Genomic DNA, 17,850 nt, shown 5'->3' with positions numbered 1-17,850 from the left:
CGCTTGGCTGATGCCCACCGTCTTGACCGTCAATGTCGCTCACCCGCGCCCGAATCCGGCCAATGAGCGGCTTCGCACCGGCATCGACAAGCGACCGGTCGACGGTTCGGTCGGTGTGCGTGCGCCGGGTCCGATGCAGGGTGGGCTCGGCAGTGGCCTGATCGGCGACACCATCGGCAATCAGCAGTTCCACGGCGGTGACGACCAGGCCGTCTACGCCTATGCGCGCGAAGACCTCGACAACTGGCAGATCGAACTCGACAGGGAGATTGCCAACGGTGTGTTCGGCGAGAACCTCACCACTGCCGGTATCGACGTCACCAACGCCCGCATCGGAGAACGGTGGCGGATCGGGTCGGACGGGTTGGAGCTCGAGGTCTCACGGCCACGTATCCCCTGCCGGACGTTCGCGGCCTGGCTCCAGATCAACGGTTGGATGAAAACCTTTACGAAAAGCGCGGTTCCGGGCGCCTACCTACGGCTCGTAAACGCAGGCTCGGTTCGCGCCGGCGACTCGATAGTCGTCACCGAACGGCCCGACCACGACATCACGGTCGGTTTCGTGTTCCGCGCTCTCACCCTGGAGTCGCACCTGCTGCCGGAGATCCTGCAGGCCGACGCGTTACCCGACGAGCTCAAGGAACTCGCAGGCAGGCGCGTCGGTACCTGACCGCGAACATCATTCGTCTGGATGCTCGAGCACCAATCGGCGCCGGCACGCGACTTCCCGAAGAGAACTGCGAAGTTGTTTGCGGCCGCGGTGAACTCGCGACATCACGGTGCCGACGGCGGTGCCGGTGAGGAAGGCGATCTCCTTGTGCGACCGCCCTTCCACGTCGGCGTAGTAGACCGCGATCCGGTACTGCTCACGCAGCGCGTCGAGCGCCGCCTTGAAGTCGTCGTCGGGCAGCGAATCCAGTGCGGCCACCTCAGCGGACCGCAAACTGCCGCCGGGAGGCAGTGATTCGCAACCGTCGAGACGCTCGATCGAGACTTCGGGCGGGCGGCGCTGGCGCGCACGGTATTGATTGATCCACGTGTTGTGCAGGATCCGGTACAGCCACGCCGATGTGTTGGTGCCCGGTCGGAAAGTGTGAAAGCCCGAGTATGCCCGCAGCATCGTTTCCTGCAGCAGGTCTTCGGCGTCCTGCCGGTTTCCGGCCAGGCGCACCGCCGCGCCGTACATCCGGTCCGACAGCGGCAGCACGTCACGCTCGAATCGCGCGGCCAACTCGGTGCACACAGGTTGACCGCTATTCGGGCCAGCTGTTCTGGCGGATCACCTCGACGAAATCCTCACGCACGAAAGCACTGTCGAAATGTGCGAGCACGTCGTCGTTGACCGTGCCGAACGTCGAGTGCGGACGGTGCTTGAACCCGTCGTTGAATGCGCGCAGGATCCGGTTCTTGAAATCGGGTCGCGGGTGTACCGCCGTCACCGCGGCCAGCGCGTCCGGTGTCAGATCGTCCCGGCCGATGCCCAGCACGTCCGTCTCGACGCCTGCGGTGACCAGAGCGATCTCCGGATCGAGGAACTCCGGCACGCCCGGGGTCGTGTGCAGCGCGATGCCCAGCCACACCTTGCGCGCCGCGGCCTCGTCGACACCACGCTGAACTAGGAAATCCCGGGCGGCGTTCGCCCCGTCCACCTCGAACCGCAGTGTCGACGACGACCGGAACGGCTCGGTGAGCCCGAGGTCGTGGAACATCGCGCCGACATAGAGAAGTTCGAGGTCAGGCTGCAGACCGCGCCGCACGCCCTGCAATGCGCCGAAGAAGAAGACCCGGCGGGAATGATGGAACAAGAGGTCGTCCTCGGCATCGCGGATGTACTCCGTCACCTCGCGAACGAGTGCGGTATCGGGCACCTCGATGCCGGCGATCGCATCGGTCATCGGAACTGTCATGGCGAATCTCCTTACTGCTTGTCGCGTTCTGGTGTGTCAGTCGCGCCAGGGGCGACACTGCGACTCGCCCATTCGCTCCTGATAAACGACGCCGGCGCGGATATGGGTCACACTCCGTTTCGGCATCTGCATGCCAGTCTGCGACGGCCGGCGAGGCACAGGGTATGGCCGATGCGCCACGTATCCCACAAGAAGCGACACAATGTTCGGATGAGCGAAGGTCGTCGCCCGCGGGTCACAGTAATCGTCGTATTCGACGGGGTGAAGCTACTGGATGCTGCCGGTCCGGCCGAGGTGTTCGCCGAGGCCAACCAGTTCGGCGCCGACTATCTGCTCAAGGTCGCCTCGGTCGACGGCCGCGATGTGACCACGTCGATCGGAACGACATTCCCTGCGACCGAGACGATCTCGTCGGTCGATCAGGCCGATACGGTCTTGGTGGCCGGCGGTGACCGGTTGGTCGGCATGCCGATCGATCCCGCACTCGTAGCGGCCGTTCGGGAACTGCCCGGCCGGACCCGTCGCCTGGCGTCGATCTGTACCGGCTCGTTCATCCTCGCCAAGGCAGGTCTCTTGGATGGACGGCGGGCCACCACACACTGGCGACACACCGGGCTCCTCGGCCGGGCGTACCCGCAGATCTCCGTCGAACCGGACGCGATCTTCGTGCGCGACGGCGACATCTACACCTCGGCCGGTGTGTCGGCCGGCATCGACCTGGCCCTGGCCCTGGTGGAAATGGACTACGGCAGCGATCTGGTTCGCGACGTCGCGCGCTCACTTGTGGTCTATCTCAAGCGGGCCGGCGGACAGTCACAGTTCTCCACTCTGGTCGAGGCCGATGCACCCCCACAGTCCGTGTTGCGGCACGTCACCGATGCGATCGTGGCCGATCCCGCTGCCGACCACAGCGTGAGAAGCCTGGCCAAGCGTGCGTCGGTGAGCACGCGGCAACTGACCAGGCTGTTCCACACCGAACTCGGGACCACGCCGGCGCGGTATGTCGAACTGGTCCGTATCGATGTCGCCCGAGCGGCACTCGACGCCGGCCGGCCGGTCGGTGACACCGCCCGGCTGGCCGGATTCGGCAGCGCCGAAACACTGCGCCGAGTGTTCGTCAATCACCTCGGTGTGTCACCCAAGGCGTATCGGGATCGCTTTCGCACCACCGTGCGGGACTGACCCCTCATGGGCTACTCAGCCACCGTCTTCGCATGCACCTCGGCATACCGGTTGCCGGAGATCCGGTCAGGCGCGAAAACCTTTCCTAGATAAGCAATGTCGTCGGCACTCAACGCAACTTTCGTGGCCGCCAGATTCTCCCGTACGAATTCGACACGTTTGGTACCTGGAATCGGCACCACGTCGAGGGGCTGCGCGAGCAACCAGGCAAGGGCCAATTGCCCTGGCCGGCAGCCCTTCTCGGTAGCCATTCCGATGAGCGTCTCCACGGGCTGCAGGTTGACCGCCAGATTCTCCGGCGCGAACCGCGGGTTGCTGGCCCGGAAATCGCCGTCCGCGAAGGTTTCTCCGGCTTTCAGCGTACCGGTCAGCGCGGACCGGCCGAGTGGGCTGTACGGGACGAGAGTGATTCCGAGCCGGCGACACGTCTCGGCGACTCCGTTCTCGACACCGCGTTCCCACAGCGAATATTCACTCTGCAAGGCCGTGACCGGGTGTACGGCGTGGGCCCGGCGAATGAGATCGCTTCCTATTTCACTGAATCCGATCGCTCGGACCTTACCTGCGCCTACCAGCTCGCTCATCGCTCCTGCCGTGTCCTCGATCGGCACGCCCTTGTCGAGCCGGTGGCAGTAGTACAGGTCGATCACATCGGTTCCCAGTCGGCGCAGGCTCGCGTCACACGCGGACCTGACGTATTCGGGTCTGCCGTCGATGACGATCCCGTTGCGATCGTCGTTGAGCTTTGCGCCGAACTTCGTCGCGAGCACGACATCGTCGCGCCGGCCCGCGATTGCCCGGCCGATCAGCTCTTCGTTGTGCCCGAATCCTCTGATGTCGACACCGAAGGTGGCGTCGGAGGCACCGTAGACGTCGGAGGTGTCGAGGAAGTTCACGCCCAGGTCGAGTGCGGCCCGGATCGTATTGGCCGACTCGGTGTCGTCAGCCCTTCCGTAGAACTGCGACATCCCCATGCAGCCCAATCCGATCGGACGCACCGTCAAGTCGGAATGGCCGAGGCGGATGCGTGCCGCGCCACCGGCGCCCGGACGCTGTTGGTGAGCAATCGTGGTCATGTAATCCATCCCTTCGTCACAACTAACTGATAGCGTAACTATCACTTAATCGGGTTTGTTCCCGCTCATCGGAGGGAGAGAACAGTGCGCAGCGACGCGTCGGCCAATCGGGAACGGCTGCTGGCCGCCGCCGAGCAGGTTTTCGCCGCACAAGGAACGACAGCCACGCTCGACGACGTCGCCAAGACCGCGGGGGTCGGGCCTGCGACGCTGTATCGGCGGTTCGGCAACAAGGACGCGCTGGTTCGAGAAGTGCTGAGGGTGTTCTTCACCCGGTTGTTGGTGCTTGCGCAGGAAGCCGAGCGCGAACCCCCGGCCACGTGTGTCGACCGATTCCTCGAAACCGTAGGCTACGAACTGGCCGACAAGGCCGGGCTCACCGCCAACATCTGGGGCGACCTCGCGCCGCGCGACCTGGTCGACGAGCTGAGCCGGCGCTCGGCCGCGCTGCTGGCCCGCGCGCAGGAGGCCGGCGCGATGCGCCGCGACCTCACCCGAGCCGACATCACCACCACGGTGTGGGCCATGCGGGGAATCGTGCAGGCCAGCCGGGTCACCGCCGAAGACTCAACCCGTGATGCCTGGCGCCGGCATCTGGGTTACGTGCTCGACAGCTTCCATCGCTGCTGAGCGGTTTCAGATCCAGCGCGGCAGTTCCGCCCCGATCAGCGGGGCGATCTTGTCTGCCATGTACTTGTGGCCGGCATCCGTCGGGTGGATGCCGTCGCCACCGATGAGTTCCGGTCTGCCGACAAACCAGCCCTCCGCGATCGGGTCGATGAACGTCGCACCCGCGTCCCGCGCCTGCGCCCGCAGGATGTCGCGAATGTGCAGCACGGACGGCGGCACGTCGGCGGTGGGCCATGGCGGACCGATGACCAGCAGGCGCGCGGCGGGGGCGATCCGCTCGGCCGACGCCAGGGCGTCGTGGCTCATACGGGTGATAGCCGCCGGATCGGCGTCCTTGTCGTTTCGCGAGCCGAAGAACACGATGAGCGAGTCGTCGGGCTGCACGGCCCTGGTGGTGAGATCTCCGAAGATACTGCCCCGATTGCCGCGCACCACGTAGCCGGCGCCGCCTTCCGCCACGACATCTGCAGTCACCTGCACGCCGCGTTGGGCCAGTTCCTGCCAGGCGATGGTGGTCCAGCCCTTGGGCCCCATGCCACCCTCGGCGGGCGTACCGGTGGTGTAGGAATCGCCGATCACGGCGATGCGGTTGATCTGGGGGTCCAGACCCGAAGTCGTGTACCGCTGGGTCGGGACCTGCCCGAACAGCCCGATGAGCAGGCCAAGCGAGACGATGAACGTGGTCAGACGACCCACTGCTACCTCCACTGCCCGTGAGACGCTGCCGTCCCGCACCGCGATTCCCGATCAGACTCCCAGCCGACGATGACGCGGCGATAACGGCACCATAACAACCTGCGCCGCAGCGTGATTCGGCGTGTTCCAGGTCTATCCTGCACGGGCCGAGATTGCCGGTCTGTCATCGAGGTCCCCGTCGATACGATGCAACTTGCTGTTCGTCGGATCGGCAGGCCTGATGTTGACCATCCTGCGCATCCACCGGCGGGCCGGCTCCTCAACGAGGTGGTACAGCAGGACCGCTCCGACGACACTTATCGCGAAGAGCGCGAGCAGCGTTACCTTGCCCGACAGGTTCGGAGAGAGCGTGAGCTCGAACTGCTTGACCGTCCATATCCACGCCGTGTGCACGAGTTCGTGGACCATGTACAGGCCGAACGAGATCTGACCGCCGTACACCAGCGGCCGGATCGCCAGCAGCGCAGGCAGGCTGCCCGTACCGACCGACAGGGCGACGACCAACGGGACGAACAGGATGTCGACGATTCCACCGGCGTCTCCGACCGTGTTCATCGGGTGGGCGTCGAAGAAGTAGAGGCCGCCGACGATGACCGCGGCCAACAGGATCGATAGGTAGCCCGCGGTGCGGCGGGCGGGATCGGTGAGCTCGAGCTTGCGCACCGCCGCGCACGCGAGCGCCCCGGCGGTGAATTGCATGACGATCCGCGGTAGCCAACTCCACGGCGTATAGAAGTGGCCCGTCGCCATCAGCAGCACCACCGGAGGTAGCGAAACCGCCATGGCCAGCAGCACCAGGCTCCGTGCCCTGGTCGCGCGGGCGATCCGGAAAACCACCAGAATGAGGCCGCCGAACAGCAAGTACGCCAACCATTCCGCGCTGATCGACCACGCCGGACCGTCCCAGCTCGACCCGTCGAAGTACGGCTGGAACCACAACTGGACCAAGAAGAGCTGGCGCACGTAACTCACGGCGTTGTAACCACTGGTGTCTTCGGGCGGTACGTGGCCGACATTGAGGGTGAAGATCAGCCACAGCGCGGCCAGGTGGAGCGTGACCAGATAGACCGGCCACACCCGCGACAACCGCAGCCACAGGAAATGCAGGGTGGCCCGCGTCGACCACGACGGCCCCATGCGATCGAAGTAATTCCACGTGAGCACGAAGCCGCTGAGGATGAAGAACAGGTCGACACCTTGGGCGCCGCAGTCGAGTACCGGCGCGAGTGCCTCGGTGAAATCGGGCGCGACCTCGTACAACAACGGCCGGAAGTGGAACAGCACCACCCATACGGCTGCGACGATGCGCAGTCCCGTCAGGGCTTTTATCTCTGCGCCGCGCACAACACTCTTTCCGTATCCACCCACGCTGTTTCGCCCGCGCCATTGCCGCGGCATGCCGGGCGCATAACGTTCTCACGACCTGGCACCCGCAGCTCTCGCAGACTAGCAGCGTGGGTGCGGCCGTCGCGCGCCCGCAATCCTGTGCGATACCTGGACGGCGCCTGCCAATTCGCCGACTCGAACCCGGGTTGCGTTGCGCAGCAAAATGTTTGCGTGTGCTTGCGGCGGTCACGCGACGATGCTCGCCAGGGCGGTCACGGCGTGTCGGCAATCGCCGGGCTATCGGGCTCAACTTTGCGTGTCGAGTTCCTGCAGAACCGCGTGCGCGGCCGCGACCCGCGCCGGTATGGGAAAGTTCTTGTTGGCCAACATGACGATGCCGATACGGCGATCCGGCACGAATGCGACGTAGCTGCCGAAGCCGTCCGTCGACCCCGTCTTGTTGAACAACGCGGGCCCGGCGGGAAGTTCACCGGGCTCGATCGGCTGCGCGGGCTGCGGTTCCATGGCCATGGTGCTGGAGTTGCCGGCGAGCAGCGCATCCAGCGACACCGGATACGAGTATCGCTCCCAGCCCAGGCCCTGCACCATGTCACCAACCCGGTAGTAACCGATGTGCGTGCCGTCGATCGCGCGCTGCAGCGACGCGTCGAATCGGTATGGCGCAATGTTGGCCTCGATGAACCCGATCAGGTCCGCGGCAGTGGTCTTGACGCCGTACGCTTCGGCGTCGAAGACCCCGGGACTGACCCGGGTCGGCTGATCGGCTTTGTCGTATCCCCAGGCGTATCGGTCCATGGCGCTGTCCGGCACATGGATGTACGTGCTGGACAAGCCGAGCCGCGAGAAGACCTGCGCCTGCATCAGATCAGCGAATTCCCCCCGCATCGCGCGGCTGGTCAGATGACCGAGCAACCCGATGCTCGGATTCGAATAGCGGCGGCTCTCCCCCGGTGCTGCGGTCGGTGCCCACTCGCGGAAGTAAGCGCGCATTCCCGCGTCGTCGGTGACGTTCGCCGGGAACTGCAAGGGCAGCCCGCCTGCGGTGTAGGTGCCGAGCTCGCGCAGCGTGGCGGCGTCGAGCGCGCTGCCGCGCAACTCCGGCAGGTACGCCGACGGGTGCGCGTCGAGCGAGATGGCCCCGGTGTCCTGTGCATACGCTGCCAGCGTTGCGGTGAAAGCCTTACTGATAGAGCCTATTTCGAACAGCGTATGCCGCGATACCGCGGGACCGCCCTGGTTCGTTGCCAACCCGTATTCGGTGAAGTATCTGCGGCCGTCCACCGTGATCGCGACCGCCATCCCGGCAATGCCGTACTGCTCGAGCAGCGGCCGAAACGCCCGGTCGACGGCGGCCTGGACGGGGTCGGGGACGGCCGTTGCGTGCGGCACGGCGCAGACGAGGGCAAGCGCCGCAACAACCGCCGCGCTGACTGCTCGCAGGAGTGCCGCCATCACGTCATCACTCCTTCTGTGGCCGGGGGCGATCCGGTTACGCTCGAATGAGCCGATCTGATGGGGAGGTTCGAGATGACAAGCGTCGTTCGCCGACTCGCCGCAGGCGTCGGGGTGGCACTGGCCCCGCTGGCCACGATGGCGGCCGTCACGGTCGCGGCACCGGCAATCAGCTCAGCGCAATGCGAGGGCGGTTCGTGGTGGGATCCGGTGGCCAACACCTGTCGGCCGCCGGTGGTTCCGTTGCTGTGCGAAAACGGCTGGTGGTGGGATCCGGTCGGAAATACCTGTCGGCCGCCGGTGGTGCCACCGCCCCCGCTGTGCGACAACGGCTGGTGGTGGGATCCCGTCGGCAATGCCTGCAGGCCCCCGCTGATCCCCCCGGCCTGACACATCAGGGCAAGGGCACCTGCGATCCGTCGAACTGACGGGAGTTGGCGTTGAGGGAATTCAGCCAAGCCCACAACTTGGCTTTGGCCACCAAAGCCGGGATGTCGCCGGTGGCGGGCACATCGGCGCTGACCGCATCCGTCTTCTGCCACGCCTGGCAGCCGCTGGTCTTGAAGGCCTTGTCGGTGGCGTCGATCTGAACCGCCTGCGGTTTCTTGGTGAACGCGTTGTCGATGATGTCGCCGCCGTGCAGGTCGGCCATGCGTTTCCAGTAGCAGGTCCCGTTCTCGACCGGCCCGGCCGACGCATAAGTGCCGGGCTCGATGTCCGTTCCGACGACGAATATGCCGTCGTGGTCCATCGCTGTCGCGGGAACGGCCGGGGCCGGCGGCGCCGCAACGCCGGGGGGCGGTGGCGCCGGAGCCGGCGTCGTGGGATCGGCGCTCGCGATACCGCTTGACATGCCGCCAGCAACGATCGCCAACGCGGCAGCGACGGTCACTGCTTTGATCGGCTTCATAAATCGTCAGCGTACCGGTTTCTCCATGAACATCCCCACCGTTGCCCAGACCTGTAGGTGTGACTTCTGTGGCAGGCTCGCCTCGTGGATGTGCCGCAGCCTGATATGAACCTGGCCCATCTCGCCGATGTGGTTCCGTCCGTGCTTGCCGCGATGGGCGCGGCAGGTTTCGAGGCGCGCATCGACCTGCCCACTCCACTTCGCGGTGCGTGCGTCCTGCTGATCGACGGGCTCGGCGCCGAACTGTTGGATGCACACGCCGCCGACGCGCCGGTGCTGGCGGGTCTGCGTGGGCAGACATTGCAGGTCGGTTTCCCATCCACGACGGCCGCCGGAGTTGCCGCCGTCGGCACCGGCTGCCGCTCGGGTGAGCACGGCCTCGTCGGCTACTCGTTCCGGGTGCCCGATGCGGGTGTCATCAACGCCCTGCGCTGGCGGCCACACCCCTGGGGCGAGGACCTGCGCGACACCGTGCGGCCCGAAGGCGTCCAACCGTTGCCCACCACGTTCGAACGGGCTGTAGACGCCGGTGTCGCGGTCAGTGTCGTATCGGGTGCGGAGTTCGCGAGATCCGGACTGACCCGCGCCGTGCTCCGCGGCGGCGAGTACATCGGCGTTCACGCGGCCGGCGAGTTGGCCGCCGCCGTCTCCGGGGCGATCGACTCCGGTGGATTCTGCTACGGGTACCACGCGGACCTCGACCTGGTCGGTCATCTGCACGGACCCGGCTCGACCGCATGGCGCATGCAGTTGCGCCAGGTCGATCGACTGGTCGAATCCGTGGTCGAGACCCTGCCACCGGATGGGTTGCTCGCCGTGGTCGCCGACCACGGCATGGTCACCGTCGACCCCGCCGAGGTCGTCGACATCGACGCGACCACGCCGCTGCAGACCGGCGTGGCCGCAGTGGGCGGCGAAGCGCGTGCGCGCCACGTCTACGCTGATGCCGGGGCCGCCGACGACGTGTTGGCGGCCTGGCGCGAGACACTCGCCGATACCGCGTGGGTGTTGCCCCGCGACGAGGCGATCGCCGCGGGATGGTTCGGTGAACGGGTTCGCGACGACGTATTGCCACGCATCGGCGATGTCGTCGCGGCCGCGCGTGGTGCGGCAGCACTCATTCGGCGTACCGCCGAACCGCTGGAATCGGCGTTGATCGGCCACCATGGTTCGATGACCAGCGCCGAACAGCGAATCCCGCTTTCGATTGCAATGGGTTGACCGGGCAGCGCTCCCGACATCGAGTTAGATGAGCTAAGATTCACCGCATGAAGCTTGCAGGGCTGGCAGTACTCGGCGCCGCCGCGGCCATCGCGTTCGCAGCGCCGGCGCATGCCGAGATCGACACGGATTTCGCCAACGAGCTGCACACGTACGGCATCTACGGGCCACGTGACTACAACGCGTGGATCGGCAAGCTCACGTGTAAGCGGCTGCACAACGCGGTCGATCACAACGCCAACGACTCCGTGGCGTTCCTCAGCAAGAACCTGGACAAAGACAGCACCACGGCGCAGCACTGGCAGTTCTTGGGCACGGCCATCAATTACTACTGCCCCGACCTCCGACACGTGATGGAACAGGCCGCGGCCGACTCGGCCAGATAATCTTCCTGCCGCCTTCCCGAGAACCTGGAGCGATATGTTGAAGCGCATGCGTCCCACAAATCTGATCCGCGCGGGTGTCGCCGCGTGCGCGGTCGCCGGATCGCTGGCCGCCGCACCGGCCCTGGCCTCTGCCGACGCGACCGATGATTACCCGATCCCGAACCGCATCCTCAAAACGCAGTGCGATGCCGAGCAGATCATGGCCGCGGCCCGCGACGTCGAGCCGATCTATTACGAGCGGTACATGATCGACTACAACAACAAGCCGCCGGCCGACCAGCAGGGTGCCCGCGACCGCATCCATTGGTTCTTCTCGCTGGACTACGCCGGCCGCCGGCAGTACTCGGAGAACACCGCGACCAACGCGTTCTACGAGCAGATGTCGTGGCGGTGGCCCAACTGGGCCAAGCTCTTCTTCAACAACAAGGGCGTGGCCGCCAACACCACCGACATCTGCATGAACTACCCGCGCGGCGATATGTCGCTGTGGCACTGGGCAGCTGACTGACGTCTCGCAGGGCCGACGCCCCCGCGTTTTTCGCGGGGGCGTTTGCATTGCTCCAACCGACGGGACTGGGGCGCGGCGTTAGCCGCGTCACTGTCGACCGCGGCGCAGGAGCGCCTAGGGAACCGAGCCGGGCGGAGTGCGCCGGGGGTGACCACCTGTTATGGATCATGGGAACGTATCGTCGCGTGAGCACGCCAAATGCCGCGGCGGTCGTCCTTCCGGCACGCGGGCGGTCAGCGTTTTGCAACTCTGTTAAATCAGCTAATATCTCGCAGTACTTAGTCAACCGGCAAACTGGCAGACCGATGGCGAGGCGTATCGAGGTGCACATGGCACAGAGCAGCTACGACAACCGGGGTCGTATCGACCTCGCGGCAGGATTGTGTGCCAATGCCGTGGTCTCGAATCGGGTCCCCGTGACGGGTGTCGTCGCCTGATGGCCAAAGCTACGAGAACCTCGCGGGGGAAGCAGTTCTCGATCACCGGCCTGGCGCGGCGGTTCTGGATTCCGTTGCTCATCATGGTCGTCGTGGTCGTCGGCGCATTCACCGTCATGCGGGTACGCACCTTTTTCGGTGCCGGGGACGGGACCGGCATCGCCAGCGCGAAGGTCGACGACACCAAGCCGTTCGATCCCAAGGTCGTGGTCTACGAGATCTACGGCGAGCCGGGCGCGACCGCCGACATCAACTATCTCGACCTCGACGCGCAGCCGCAGCGGATCGACGGGGTCACGCTGCCCTGGTCGCTGCGGCTGGAATCCACCGCGCCATCGGTTTTCCCGAACATCGTCGCGCAGGGCAACGGTGACACCATCACCTGCCGCATCACCGTCGACGACGAGCTCAAGGACGAGAGAACCTCCAACGGCGTCAATGCCCAGACCTTCTGCTTGGTGAAATCTGCATGAGCAACCACGACGCCCCCACCGACGCCTTCCCGGCCGCCGGTCCTCCACCGGCACGCCACGGCGGGATCGCGAAGTGGATCCGGCGGCTCGCGATTCCGATCATCCTGGTCTGGATCGCGATCATCGCCATCCTGAACACCGTCGTCCCGCAGCTCGAGAAGGTCGGCGAGATGCGGTCGGTGTCGATGACGCCGGACGACGCGCCGTCGATGATCGCGATGAAGCGCGTCGGCGAGGTGTTCGAGGAATTCAAGTCCAACAGCTCGGTGATGATCGTGCTCGAGGGCGAGGAGCCCTTGGGCGACGATGCGCACAAGTTCTACGACGAGATCGTCGACAAGCTCGAGGCCGACAAGAAGCACGTCGAGCATGTCCAGGACTTCTGGGGCGACCCGCTGACCGCATCGGGCGCCCAGAGCTCGGACGGCAAAGCGTCGTACGTGCAGGTCTATACCGCGGGCAACCAAGGTGAGGCACTGGCCAACGAGTCGGTCGAGGCCGTCCAGGACATCGTCAACAGTGTGCAGGCGCCGCCGGGCGTCAATGCCTATGTGACGGGCCCGGCCGCGTTGTCGGCCGATCAGCAGATCGCCGGCGACCGCAGCATGCGCATGATCGAGGCGCTGACCTTCACGGTCATCATCATCATGCTGTTGCTCGTCTATCGCTCCATCATCACCGTGATCCTGACGCTGGTCATGGTGGTGTTGGGCCTCTCCGCCGCTCGCGGAGTCGTGGCTTTCCTGGGCTACTACGAGATCATCGGACTGTCGACGTTCGCCACCAACTTGTTGGTGACGCTGGCGATCGCCGCGGCGACCGACTACGCGATCTTCCTGATAGGTCGTTATCAAGAGGCCCGCGGTGCCGGCGAGGACCGCGAACAGGCCTACTACACGATGTTCCATGGCACCGCTCACGTGGTGCTCGGCTCGGGCCTCACGATTGCCGGCGCGACGCTGTGCCTGCACTTCACCCGCTTGCCGTACTTCCAGTCGCTCGGTATCCCGCTCGCGATCGGTATGACGGTGGTGGTGTTCGCCGCGCTGACCCTGGGTGCCGCGATCATCACGGTGGCAAGCCGATTCGGCAAGGTGCTCGAACCCAAGCGCGCCATGCGCACCCGTGGCTGGCGCAAAGTCGGTGCGGCCGTGGTGCGTTGGCCCGGACCGATCCTCATCGCGACGATCGCGCTGTCACTGATCGGCCTGCTCACCTTGCCGGGGTACCGGACCAACTACAACGACCGCAACTACCTACCGCAGGATCTGCCCGCCAACACCGGGTATGCGGCCGCCGACCGGCACTTCTCACAAGCCCGCATGAACCCTGAGTTGCTGCTGATCGAAAGCGATCACGACCTGCGCAACTCGGCCGACTTCCTCGTCGTCGACCGCATCGCCAAGCGGATCTTCCAGGTCCCCGGCATCTCGCGCGTCCAGGCCATCACACGCCCGCAGGGAACGCCGATCGAGCACACCTCGATCCCGTTCCAGATCAGCATGCAGGGCACCACGCAGATGATGAACATGAAGTACATGCAGGACCGCATGGCCGACATGCTGGTCATGGCCGACGAGATGCAGAAGACCATCAACACGATGCAGGACATGCTCGGCCTCGTGAAGCAGATGTCGGACACCACGCACAGCATGGTGACGAAGATGCACGGAATGGTCGTGGATGTGGCCGAACTACGGGACCACATCGCCGATTTCGACGATTTCTTCCGGCCGATCCGCAACTACTTCTACTGGGAACCGCACTGCTACGACATCCCGGTCTGCCATTCGCTGCGCTCGATCTTCGACACCCTCGACGGTATCGACACCATGACCGACGACATCCAGAAACTGATGCCGGACATGGATCGCCTCGACGAGCTCATGCCGCAGATGCTCACGATCATGCCTCCCATGATCGAGACGATGAAGACGATGAAGACGATGATGCTGACGATGCAGGCCACCATGGGTGGGTTGCAGGATCAGATGGAAGCGATGATGGAGAACCAGACGGCCATGGGCCAGGCGTTCGACGCTTCCAAGAACGACGATTCGTTCTATCTGCCGCCGGAGACGTTCGACAATCCGGACTTCAAGCGCGGTATGAAGATGTTCCTGTCCCCCGACGGACATGCGGTGCGGTTCATCATCAGCCACGAGGGTGATCCGATGAGCCCCGAAGGCATTTCGCACATCGAAGCGATCAAGCAGGCGGCAAAGGAAGCCATCAAGGGCACGCCGCTTGAGGGATCCAAGATCTACCTCGGTGGTACCGCGGCCACGTTCAAGGACATGCAGGAAGGCTCGAACTACGACCTTCTGATCGCCGGAATCGCTTCGCTGTGCCTGATTTTCATCATCATGCTGATCATCACCCGAAGCGTGGTGGCCGCCGCGGTCATCGTCGGCACCGTCATACTGAGCCTCGGTGCGTCGTTCGGCCTCTCGGTGCTGATCTGGCAGCATCTCATCGGTCTCGAGTTGCACTGGATGGTGCTGGCGATGTCGGTCATCATCCTGCTGGCCGTCGGCGCCGACTACAACCTGCTACTGGTATCCCGGTTCAGAGAAGAGATATATGCCGGCCTGAACACCGGCATAATCCGCTCGATGGGCGGAACCGGCTCCGTGGTGACGTCGGCGGGTCTGGTGTTCGCGTTCACGATGATGTCGATGGCGGTCAGCGAACTGGCGGTCATCGGTCAGGTCGGCACCACGATCGGTTTGGGTCTGCTGTTCGACACCTTGGTCATCCGGTCCTTCATGACACCGTCGATCGCGGCTCTGCTCGGCAAGTGGTTCTGGTGGCCGCAACAGGTGCGCCAGCGGCCGCTTCCGGCACCGTGGCCCAAACCCATTCAGCGAGATCCGCAGGACGCGCTGACCTGACCAGCTGTCACTGCGGCACGCCTGCGCGCTCAAGGCCCGTTTTCAGTTTGGACAACTTGAGTGGCCAGGTGCGTGAAATATCCTGTCGAACAGTGTCTTTCGGCTCGAATTCGTCATGGATCAGCGTCAGCTTGACCTGATCCTCGATCGGTTCGATGTCGAAGGACACCCTTGAGCGGCTCCCCGACGCGGTCGCGTGGAAGGTGTATGCGAGCCGCCCGTATGGGTCGGATTCGAGGATCAGCTGGTCGGGGTGCTCGACGCGCCCGCCGCCTTCGATCCAGACATACGGCGCGCTTTTCTGCCAGTCCGACTCGATGCCGTGCCCCATATAGCGGAGAGAGAAGTCGGGGTTGGTGATCGCCTGCCACAGCCGCTCGGGTGTCGTGTGGATATAGGTGATGTATTCGAACGTCGTGGGCGCGACGTCGAGTGGCGCGAAGTCCCCGAGCGGGTGTACCTCGACCGCACCGAAGCGGTTGATCCAGCGATCGGCGACAGCGCTGATGGGATCGGGATTGAGGTAATGCAGCTTCTCCCGCCCCTGGCGGACGACTGTCACCAGACTGGCGGCCTCCAGTACCGCCAGGTGCTTACTGACCGACTGACGCGCCATCGACAGGCCCGAACACAACTCGCGCAGGCTCTGCCCGTCGCGGTCATTGAGACTGTCGAGCAGCATCCGCCGACTCGGGTCCGCGACTGCCTTCAATACGTCGTCCACGCCCACCCATCCGTTCCTCATGCGCACCGTAGCCCGCCAGATCGAATTATGCAGCCAGTTGGCTGCATGTCAATTGGCCGCATGGGCCGTCAGCCCGACCGGCCGCGTCGCCGTGCCCGCTCGGCGCGATCGACGAAACTTCGCCAGAACAGCACGGTGCCGGTGCGTCGGCGATACCCCAGATACCTCTACACAGGTGCCACCGCCACGGTGCGAGGCGACGGCTCCGCTCGCCGTGAGCTCTCGGCGCATCTGTCCGAAACACGTTATATCCGAGCGTATTTCGAAATGACCGATCTGATCGGCCCGGGTCCTCGTCGTGACGTAAATGGCATAGATCCACTGCGGCAACCACATTGGAAGGGATCCGTCACACCCGCAGAGATCGCCGGAAATGACGCTTAACCGACTGCGAATACCCGTCATTGACTATCACACCGAATGGTATGTGCCGTGAGATAACCGATATATACGCCGTGCTGTGAACGGAGTCACATATTTTGGCGACCATTTTCAGCTCTGTTAATGTCCCGCCGCATGTTTGCTATCGCGACGCTGATGGCGCTTGTCCAGCAGGTATCGGGCACGCCGTACATCTCCGGTGGAGACACTCCGGCTGGAACCGACTGCTCCGGTCTGGCCTCCTGGGTGAGCAACGTGGCCACCGGCCGGCCTGCCTTCGGTGACCGGTTCAACACCGGAAACCAGGAGCGCGCCCTGCTGGCCCGCGGCTTCAAGTACGGCACCCAGCCCGGTGCCCTCGTGATCGGCTGGAACAGCGGCCACACCGCCGTCACGCTGCCCGATGGCACGTCCGTATCGTCCGGCGAAGGGGGCGGCGTCAAGGTCGGCGGCGGTGGCGCCTATCAGCCGCAGTTCACCCACCACATGTATCTGCCCGCCCCCGCCGAACCCGCCGCCCCGCCACCACCACCGGCTCCGCTGCCGTTCGGTGCGCCACCGCCACCAGAAGCGCCGCTTCCGCCCGTCCCCCCGCCACCGCCGGCCGATCCATTCGCACCGCCGCCACCGCCGCCCGCTCCCCTGGCCGCGCCCGCACCGGCCGATCCGCTCGCACCGCCACCACCGGCTCCGCCGATGGCGGTACCGGCGTCGTTCGTGCTGGACGTTCCGCCGCCACCCGGCCCGCCCGCACCCGAGCTCCCGCCGCCACCGCCGGGAATGCCCGTCTGACCCGATCGGGATCACAACGGTCAGATCACCGGACGCCAGGACCGCTCCGCTAACGTCTCGGTGTGATCGTGCTCCTGCCACCCTCGGAGACCAAGCGCGAAGGCGGCGACAGCCCGCCGTTGCGTCTGGACAATTTGAGTTCGCCCGCACTCACACCACTGCGGGAGGCTCTGGTCGACGAGTTGGTCGGTCTGGCGGGCGACCCGCCTGCCTGCCGCAAGGCGCTCGGGCTGTCCGGTGCCCAGGACGCCGAGATCGAGCGCAACGCAGGCCTGCGACAAGCACCGACGATGCCCGCCATCAACCGCTATACCGGCGTCCTGTACGACGCGCTTGACGTCGAATCGTTGCGCGGGGCGGCAGTCGGCCGCGCACGCGCCCGGTTGGCGGTGGGCTCGGCGCTGTTCGGTCTGCTCCGTGCCGACGATCTGGTACCGGCCTACCGGTTGTCGGCGTCCGCGAAACTGCCGGGACGGCCGGGCCTCAGTACGCGCTGGCGTCCGCTGCTCGAACCGGTGCTCGCCGAGCTCGCCGAAAGTGAACTGATCGTGGATCTGCGGTCGGGCTCCTACGCCGCGCTCGGGCGGATACCCCGGTCGGTGCGCGTACAGGTGCTCGCCGAACATCCGGACGGCCACCGCACGGTGGTCAGTCATTTCAACAAGGCGCACAAGGGCCACCTGGCCCGGGCGCTGGTGAGTTCACGCGCCGAACCGAACGACGCCGCCGCAGTGGCCGCCGTCGCCCGCAGAGCCGGCATGCACGTCGAACGCCAGGGCAACGAGCTGACGGTCGTCGTACCCGCCTGATCTC

The 17,850-nt window shown here is 65.3% G+C and carries 19 protein-coding genes; 11 read left to right on the top strand and 8 right to left on the bottom strand.

All coding sequences use genetic code 11. The features are described from left to right. The first annotated feature begins 10 nt into the window (after nucleotides 1-10). Complete coding sequence (locus ACRCUN_RS26710; RefSeq protein WP_462144637.1) at nucleotides 11-670, top strand: MOSC domain-containing protein; 660 nt, start codon at nucleotides 11-13, stop codon at nucleotides 668-670. 9 nt (nucleotides 671-679) lie between these two features. Here ACRCUN_RS26710 and ACRCUN_RS26705 read toward each other — a convergent pair whose 3' ends face one another. Continuing rightward, a complete protein-coding gene (locus ACRCUN_RS26705) occupies nucleotides 680-1,243 on the bottom strand; it encodes a sigma-70 family RNA polymerase sigma factor (protein ID WP_462144636.1) in 564 nt (187 codons plus the stop codon). Between the two features lie 10 nt (nucleotides 1,244-1,253). After that, nucleotides 1,254-1,907, bottom strand: a complete 654-nt coding sequence (locus ACRCUN_RS26700; protein WP_462144635.1) for an HD domain-containing protein — start codon at nucleotides 1,905-1,907, stop codon at nucleotides 1,254-1,256. 210 nt (nucleotides 1,908-2,117) lie between these two features. Between ACRCUN_RS26700 and ACRCUN_RS26695 the strand changes: the two genes are divergently transcribed. Next, on the top strand, nucleotides 2,118-3,089 hold the full coding sequence (locus ACRCUN_RS26695; RefSeq protein WP_462144634.1) for a GlxA family transcriptional regulator: 972 nt from the start codon (nucleotides 2,118-2,120) through the stop codon (nucleotides 3,087-3,089). 11 nt (nucleotides 3,090-3,100) lie between these two features. Here ACRCUN_RS26695 and ACRCUN_RS26690 read toward each other — a convergent pair whose 3' ends face one another. Further along, a complete protein-coding gene (locus ACRCUN_RS26690; RefSeq protein WP_462144633.1) occupies nucleotides 3,101-4,165 on the bottom strand; it encodes an aldo/keto reductase in 1,065 nt (354 codons plus the stop codon). 84 nt (nucleotides 4,166-4,249) lie between these two features. Between ACRCUN_RS26690 and ACRCUN_RS26685 the strand changes: the two genes are divergently transcribed. Further along, nucleotides 4,250-4,795 (top strand): TetR/AcrR family transcriptional regulator, encoded by a 546-nt coding sequence (locus ACRCUN_RS26685; protein ID WP_462144632.1) that lies wholly within the window; start codon nucleotides 4,250-4,252, stop codon nucleotides 4,793-4,795. A gap of 6 nt (nucleotides 4,796-4,801) precedes the next feature. Here ACRCUN_RS26685 and ACRCUN_RS26680 read toward each other — a convergent pair whose 3' ends face one another. The 3 genes from ACRCUN_RS26680 to ampC form a co-directional block, all read right to left on the bottom strand. Then, nucleotides 4,802-5,491 (bottom strand): Rv0518 family GDSL lipase, encoded by a 690-nt coding sequence (locus ACRCUN_RS26680; protein ID WP_462144631.1) that lies wholly within the window; start codon nucleotides 5,489-5,491, stop codon nucleotides 4,802-4,804. A gap of 132 nt (nucleotides 5,492-5,623) precedes the next feature. Then, complete coding sequence (locus tag ACRCUN_RS26675; RefSeq protein ID WP_462144630.1) at nucleotides 5,624-6,889, bottom strand: acyltransferase family protein; 1,266 nt, start codon at nucleotides 6,887-6,889, stop codon at nucleotides 5,624-5,626. Between the two features lie 234 nt (nucleotides 6,890-7,123). Then, complete coding sequence (gene ampC, locus ACRCUN_RS26670; RefSeq protein WP_462144629.1) at nucleotides 7,124-8,290, bottom strand: class C beta-lactamase; 1,167 nt, start codon at nucleotides 8,288-8,290, stop codon at nucleotides 7,124-7,126. 75 nt (nucleotides 8,291-8,365) lie between these two features. Here ampC and ACRCUN_RS26665 point away from each other — a divergent pair, with 75 nt between their 5' ends. Next, nucleotides 8,366-8,680, top strand: coding sequence for a hypothetical protein (locus tag ACRCUN_RS26665; protein WP_462144628.1), 315 nt, complete (start codon nucleotides 8,366-8,368; stop codon nucleotides 8,678-8,680). Nucleotides 8,681-8,684: 4 nt separating this feature from the next. Here ACRCUN_RS26665 and ACRCUN_RS26660 read toward each other — a convergent pair whose 3' ends face one another. After that, complete coding sequence (locus ACRCUN_RS26660) at nucleotides 8,685-9,200, bottom strand: Rv1352/Rv1906c domain-containing protein (protein WP_462144627.1); 516 nt, start codon at nucleotides 9,198-9,200, stop codon at nucleotides 8,685-8,687. An 84-nt stretch (nucleotides 9,201-9,284) separates the two neighbouring features. On the opposite strand from ACRCUN_RS26660, the gene ACRCUN_RS26655 reads away from it, so the two are divergent. From ACRCUN_RS26655 to ACRCUN_RS26635, 5 genes are all read left to right on the top strand, one after another. Continuing rightward, a complete protein-coding gene (locus ACRCUN_RS26655) occupies nucleotides 9,285-10,421 on the top strand; it encodes an alkaline phosphatase family protein (RefSeq protein ID WP_462144626.1) in 1,137 nt (378 codons plus the stop codon). A 47-nt stretch (nucleotides 10,422-10,468) separates the two neighbouring features. Next, entirely contained in the window at nucleotides 10,469-10,807 is a 339-nt protein-coding gene (locus ACRCUN_RS26650; protein ID WP_067855814.1) for a DUF732 domain-containing protein, read from the top strand. Nucleotides 10,808-10,853: 46 nt separating this feature from the next. Then, a complete protein-coding gene (locus tag ACRCUN_RS26645) occupies nucleotides 10,854-11,315 on the top strand; it encodes a DUF5078 domain-containing protein (protein ID WP_462144625.1) in 462 nt (153 codons plus the stop codon). A 436-nt stretch (nucleotides 11,316-11,751) separates the two neighbouring features. After that, nucleotides 11,752-12,225 carry an MmpS family transport accessory protein gene (locus ACRCUN_RS26640; protein WP_462144624.1) on the top strand — a complete coding sequence of 158 codons (474 nt, stop codon included), beginning with the start codon at nucleotides 11,752-11,754 and terminating at the stop codon, nucleotides 12,223-12,225. After that, a complete protein-coding gene (locus ACRCUN_RS26635; RefSeq protein WP_462144623.1) occupies nucleotides 12,222-15,119 on the top strand; it encodes an MMPL/RND family transporter in 2,898 nt (965 codons plus the stop codon). Before ACRCUN_RS26640 ends, ACRCUN_RS26635 begins: the two co-directional genes overlap by 4 nt. Before the next feature lie 7 nt (nucleotides 15,120-15,126). On the opposite strand, the gene ACRCUN_RS26630 is transcribed toward ACRCUN_RS26635, so the two are convergent. Continuing rightward, on the bottom strand, nucleotides 15,127-15,843 hold the full coding sequence (locus ACRCUN_RS26630; RefSeq protein ID WP_462144622.1) for an ArsR/SmtB family transcription factor: 717 nt from the start codon (nucleotides 15,841-15,843) through the stop codon (nucleotides 15,127-15,129). A gap of 537 nt (nucleotides 15,844-16,380) precedes the next feature. Between ACRCUN_RS26630 and ACRCUN_RS26625 the strand changes: the two genes are divergently transcribed. Then, the gene (locus ACRCUN_RS26625; protein WP_462144621.1) at nucleotides 16,381-17,037 is read left to right on the top strand and encodes a C40 family peptidase; all 657 of its coding nucleotides are present in this window, start codon (nucleotides 16,381-16,383) and stop codon (nucleotides 17,035-17,037) included. A 62-nt stretch (nucleotides 17,038-17,099) separates the two neighbouring features. Continuing rightward, nucleotides 17,100-17,846 carry a peroxide stress protein YaaA gene (gene yaaA / locus ACRCUN_RS26620; RefSeq protein WP_462144620.1) on the top strand — a complete coding sequence of 249 codons (747 nt, stop codon included), beginning with the start codon at nucleotides 17,100-17,102 and terminating at the stop codon, nucleotides 17,844-17,846. Nucleotides 17,847-17,850: the final 4 nt, after the last annotated feature.

Source organism: Mycobacterium venezuelense (assembly GCF_054919535.1).
The sequence above is the reverse complement of the archived record's forward strand: the minus strand, read 5'-3'. Positions and strand labels throughout refer to the sequence as shown.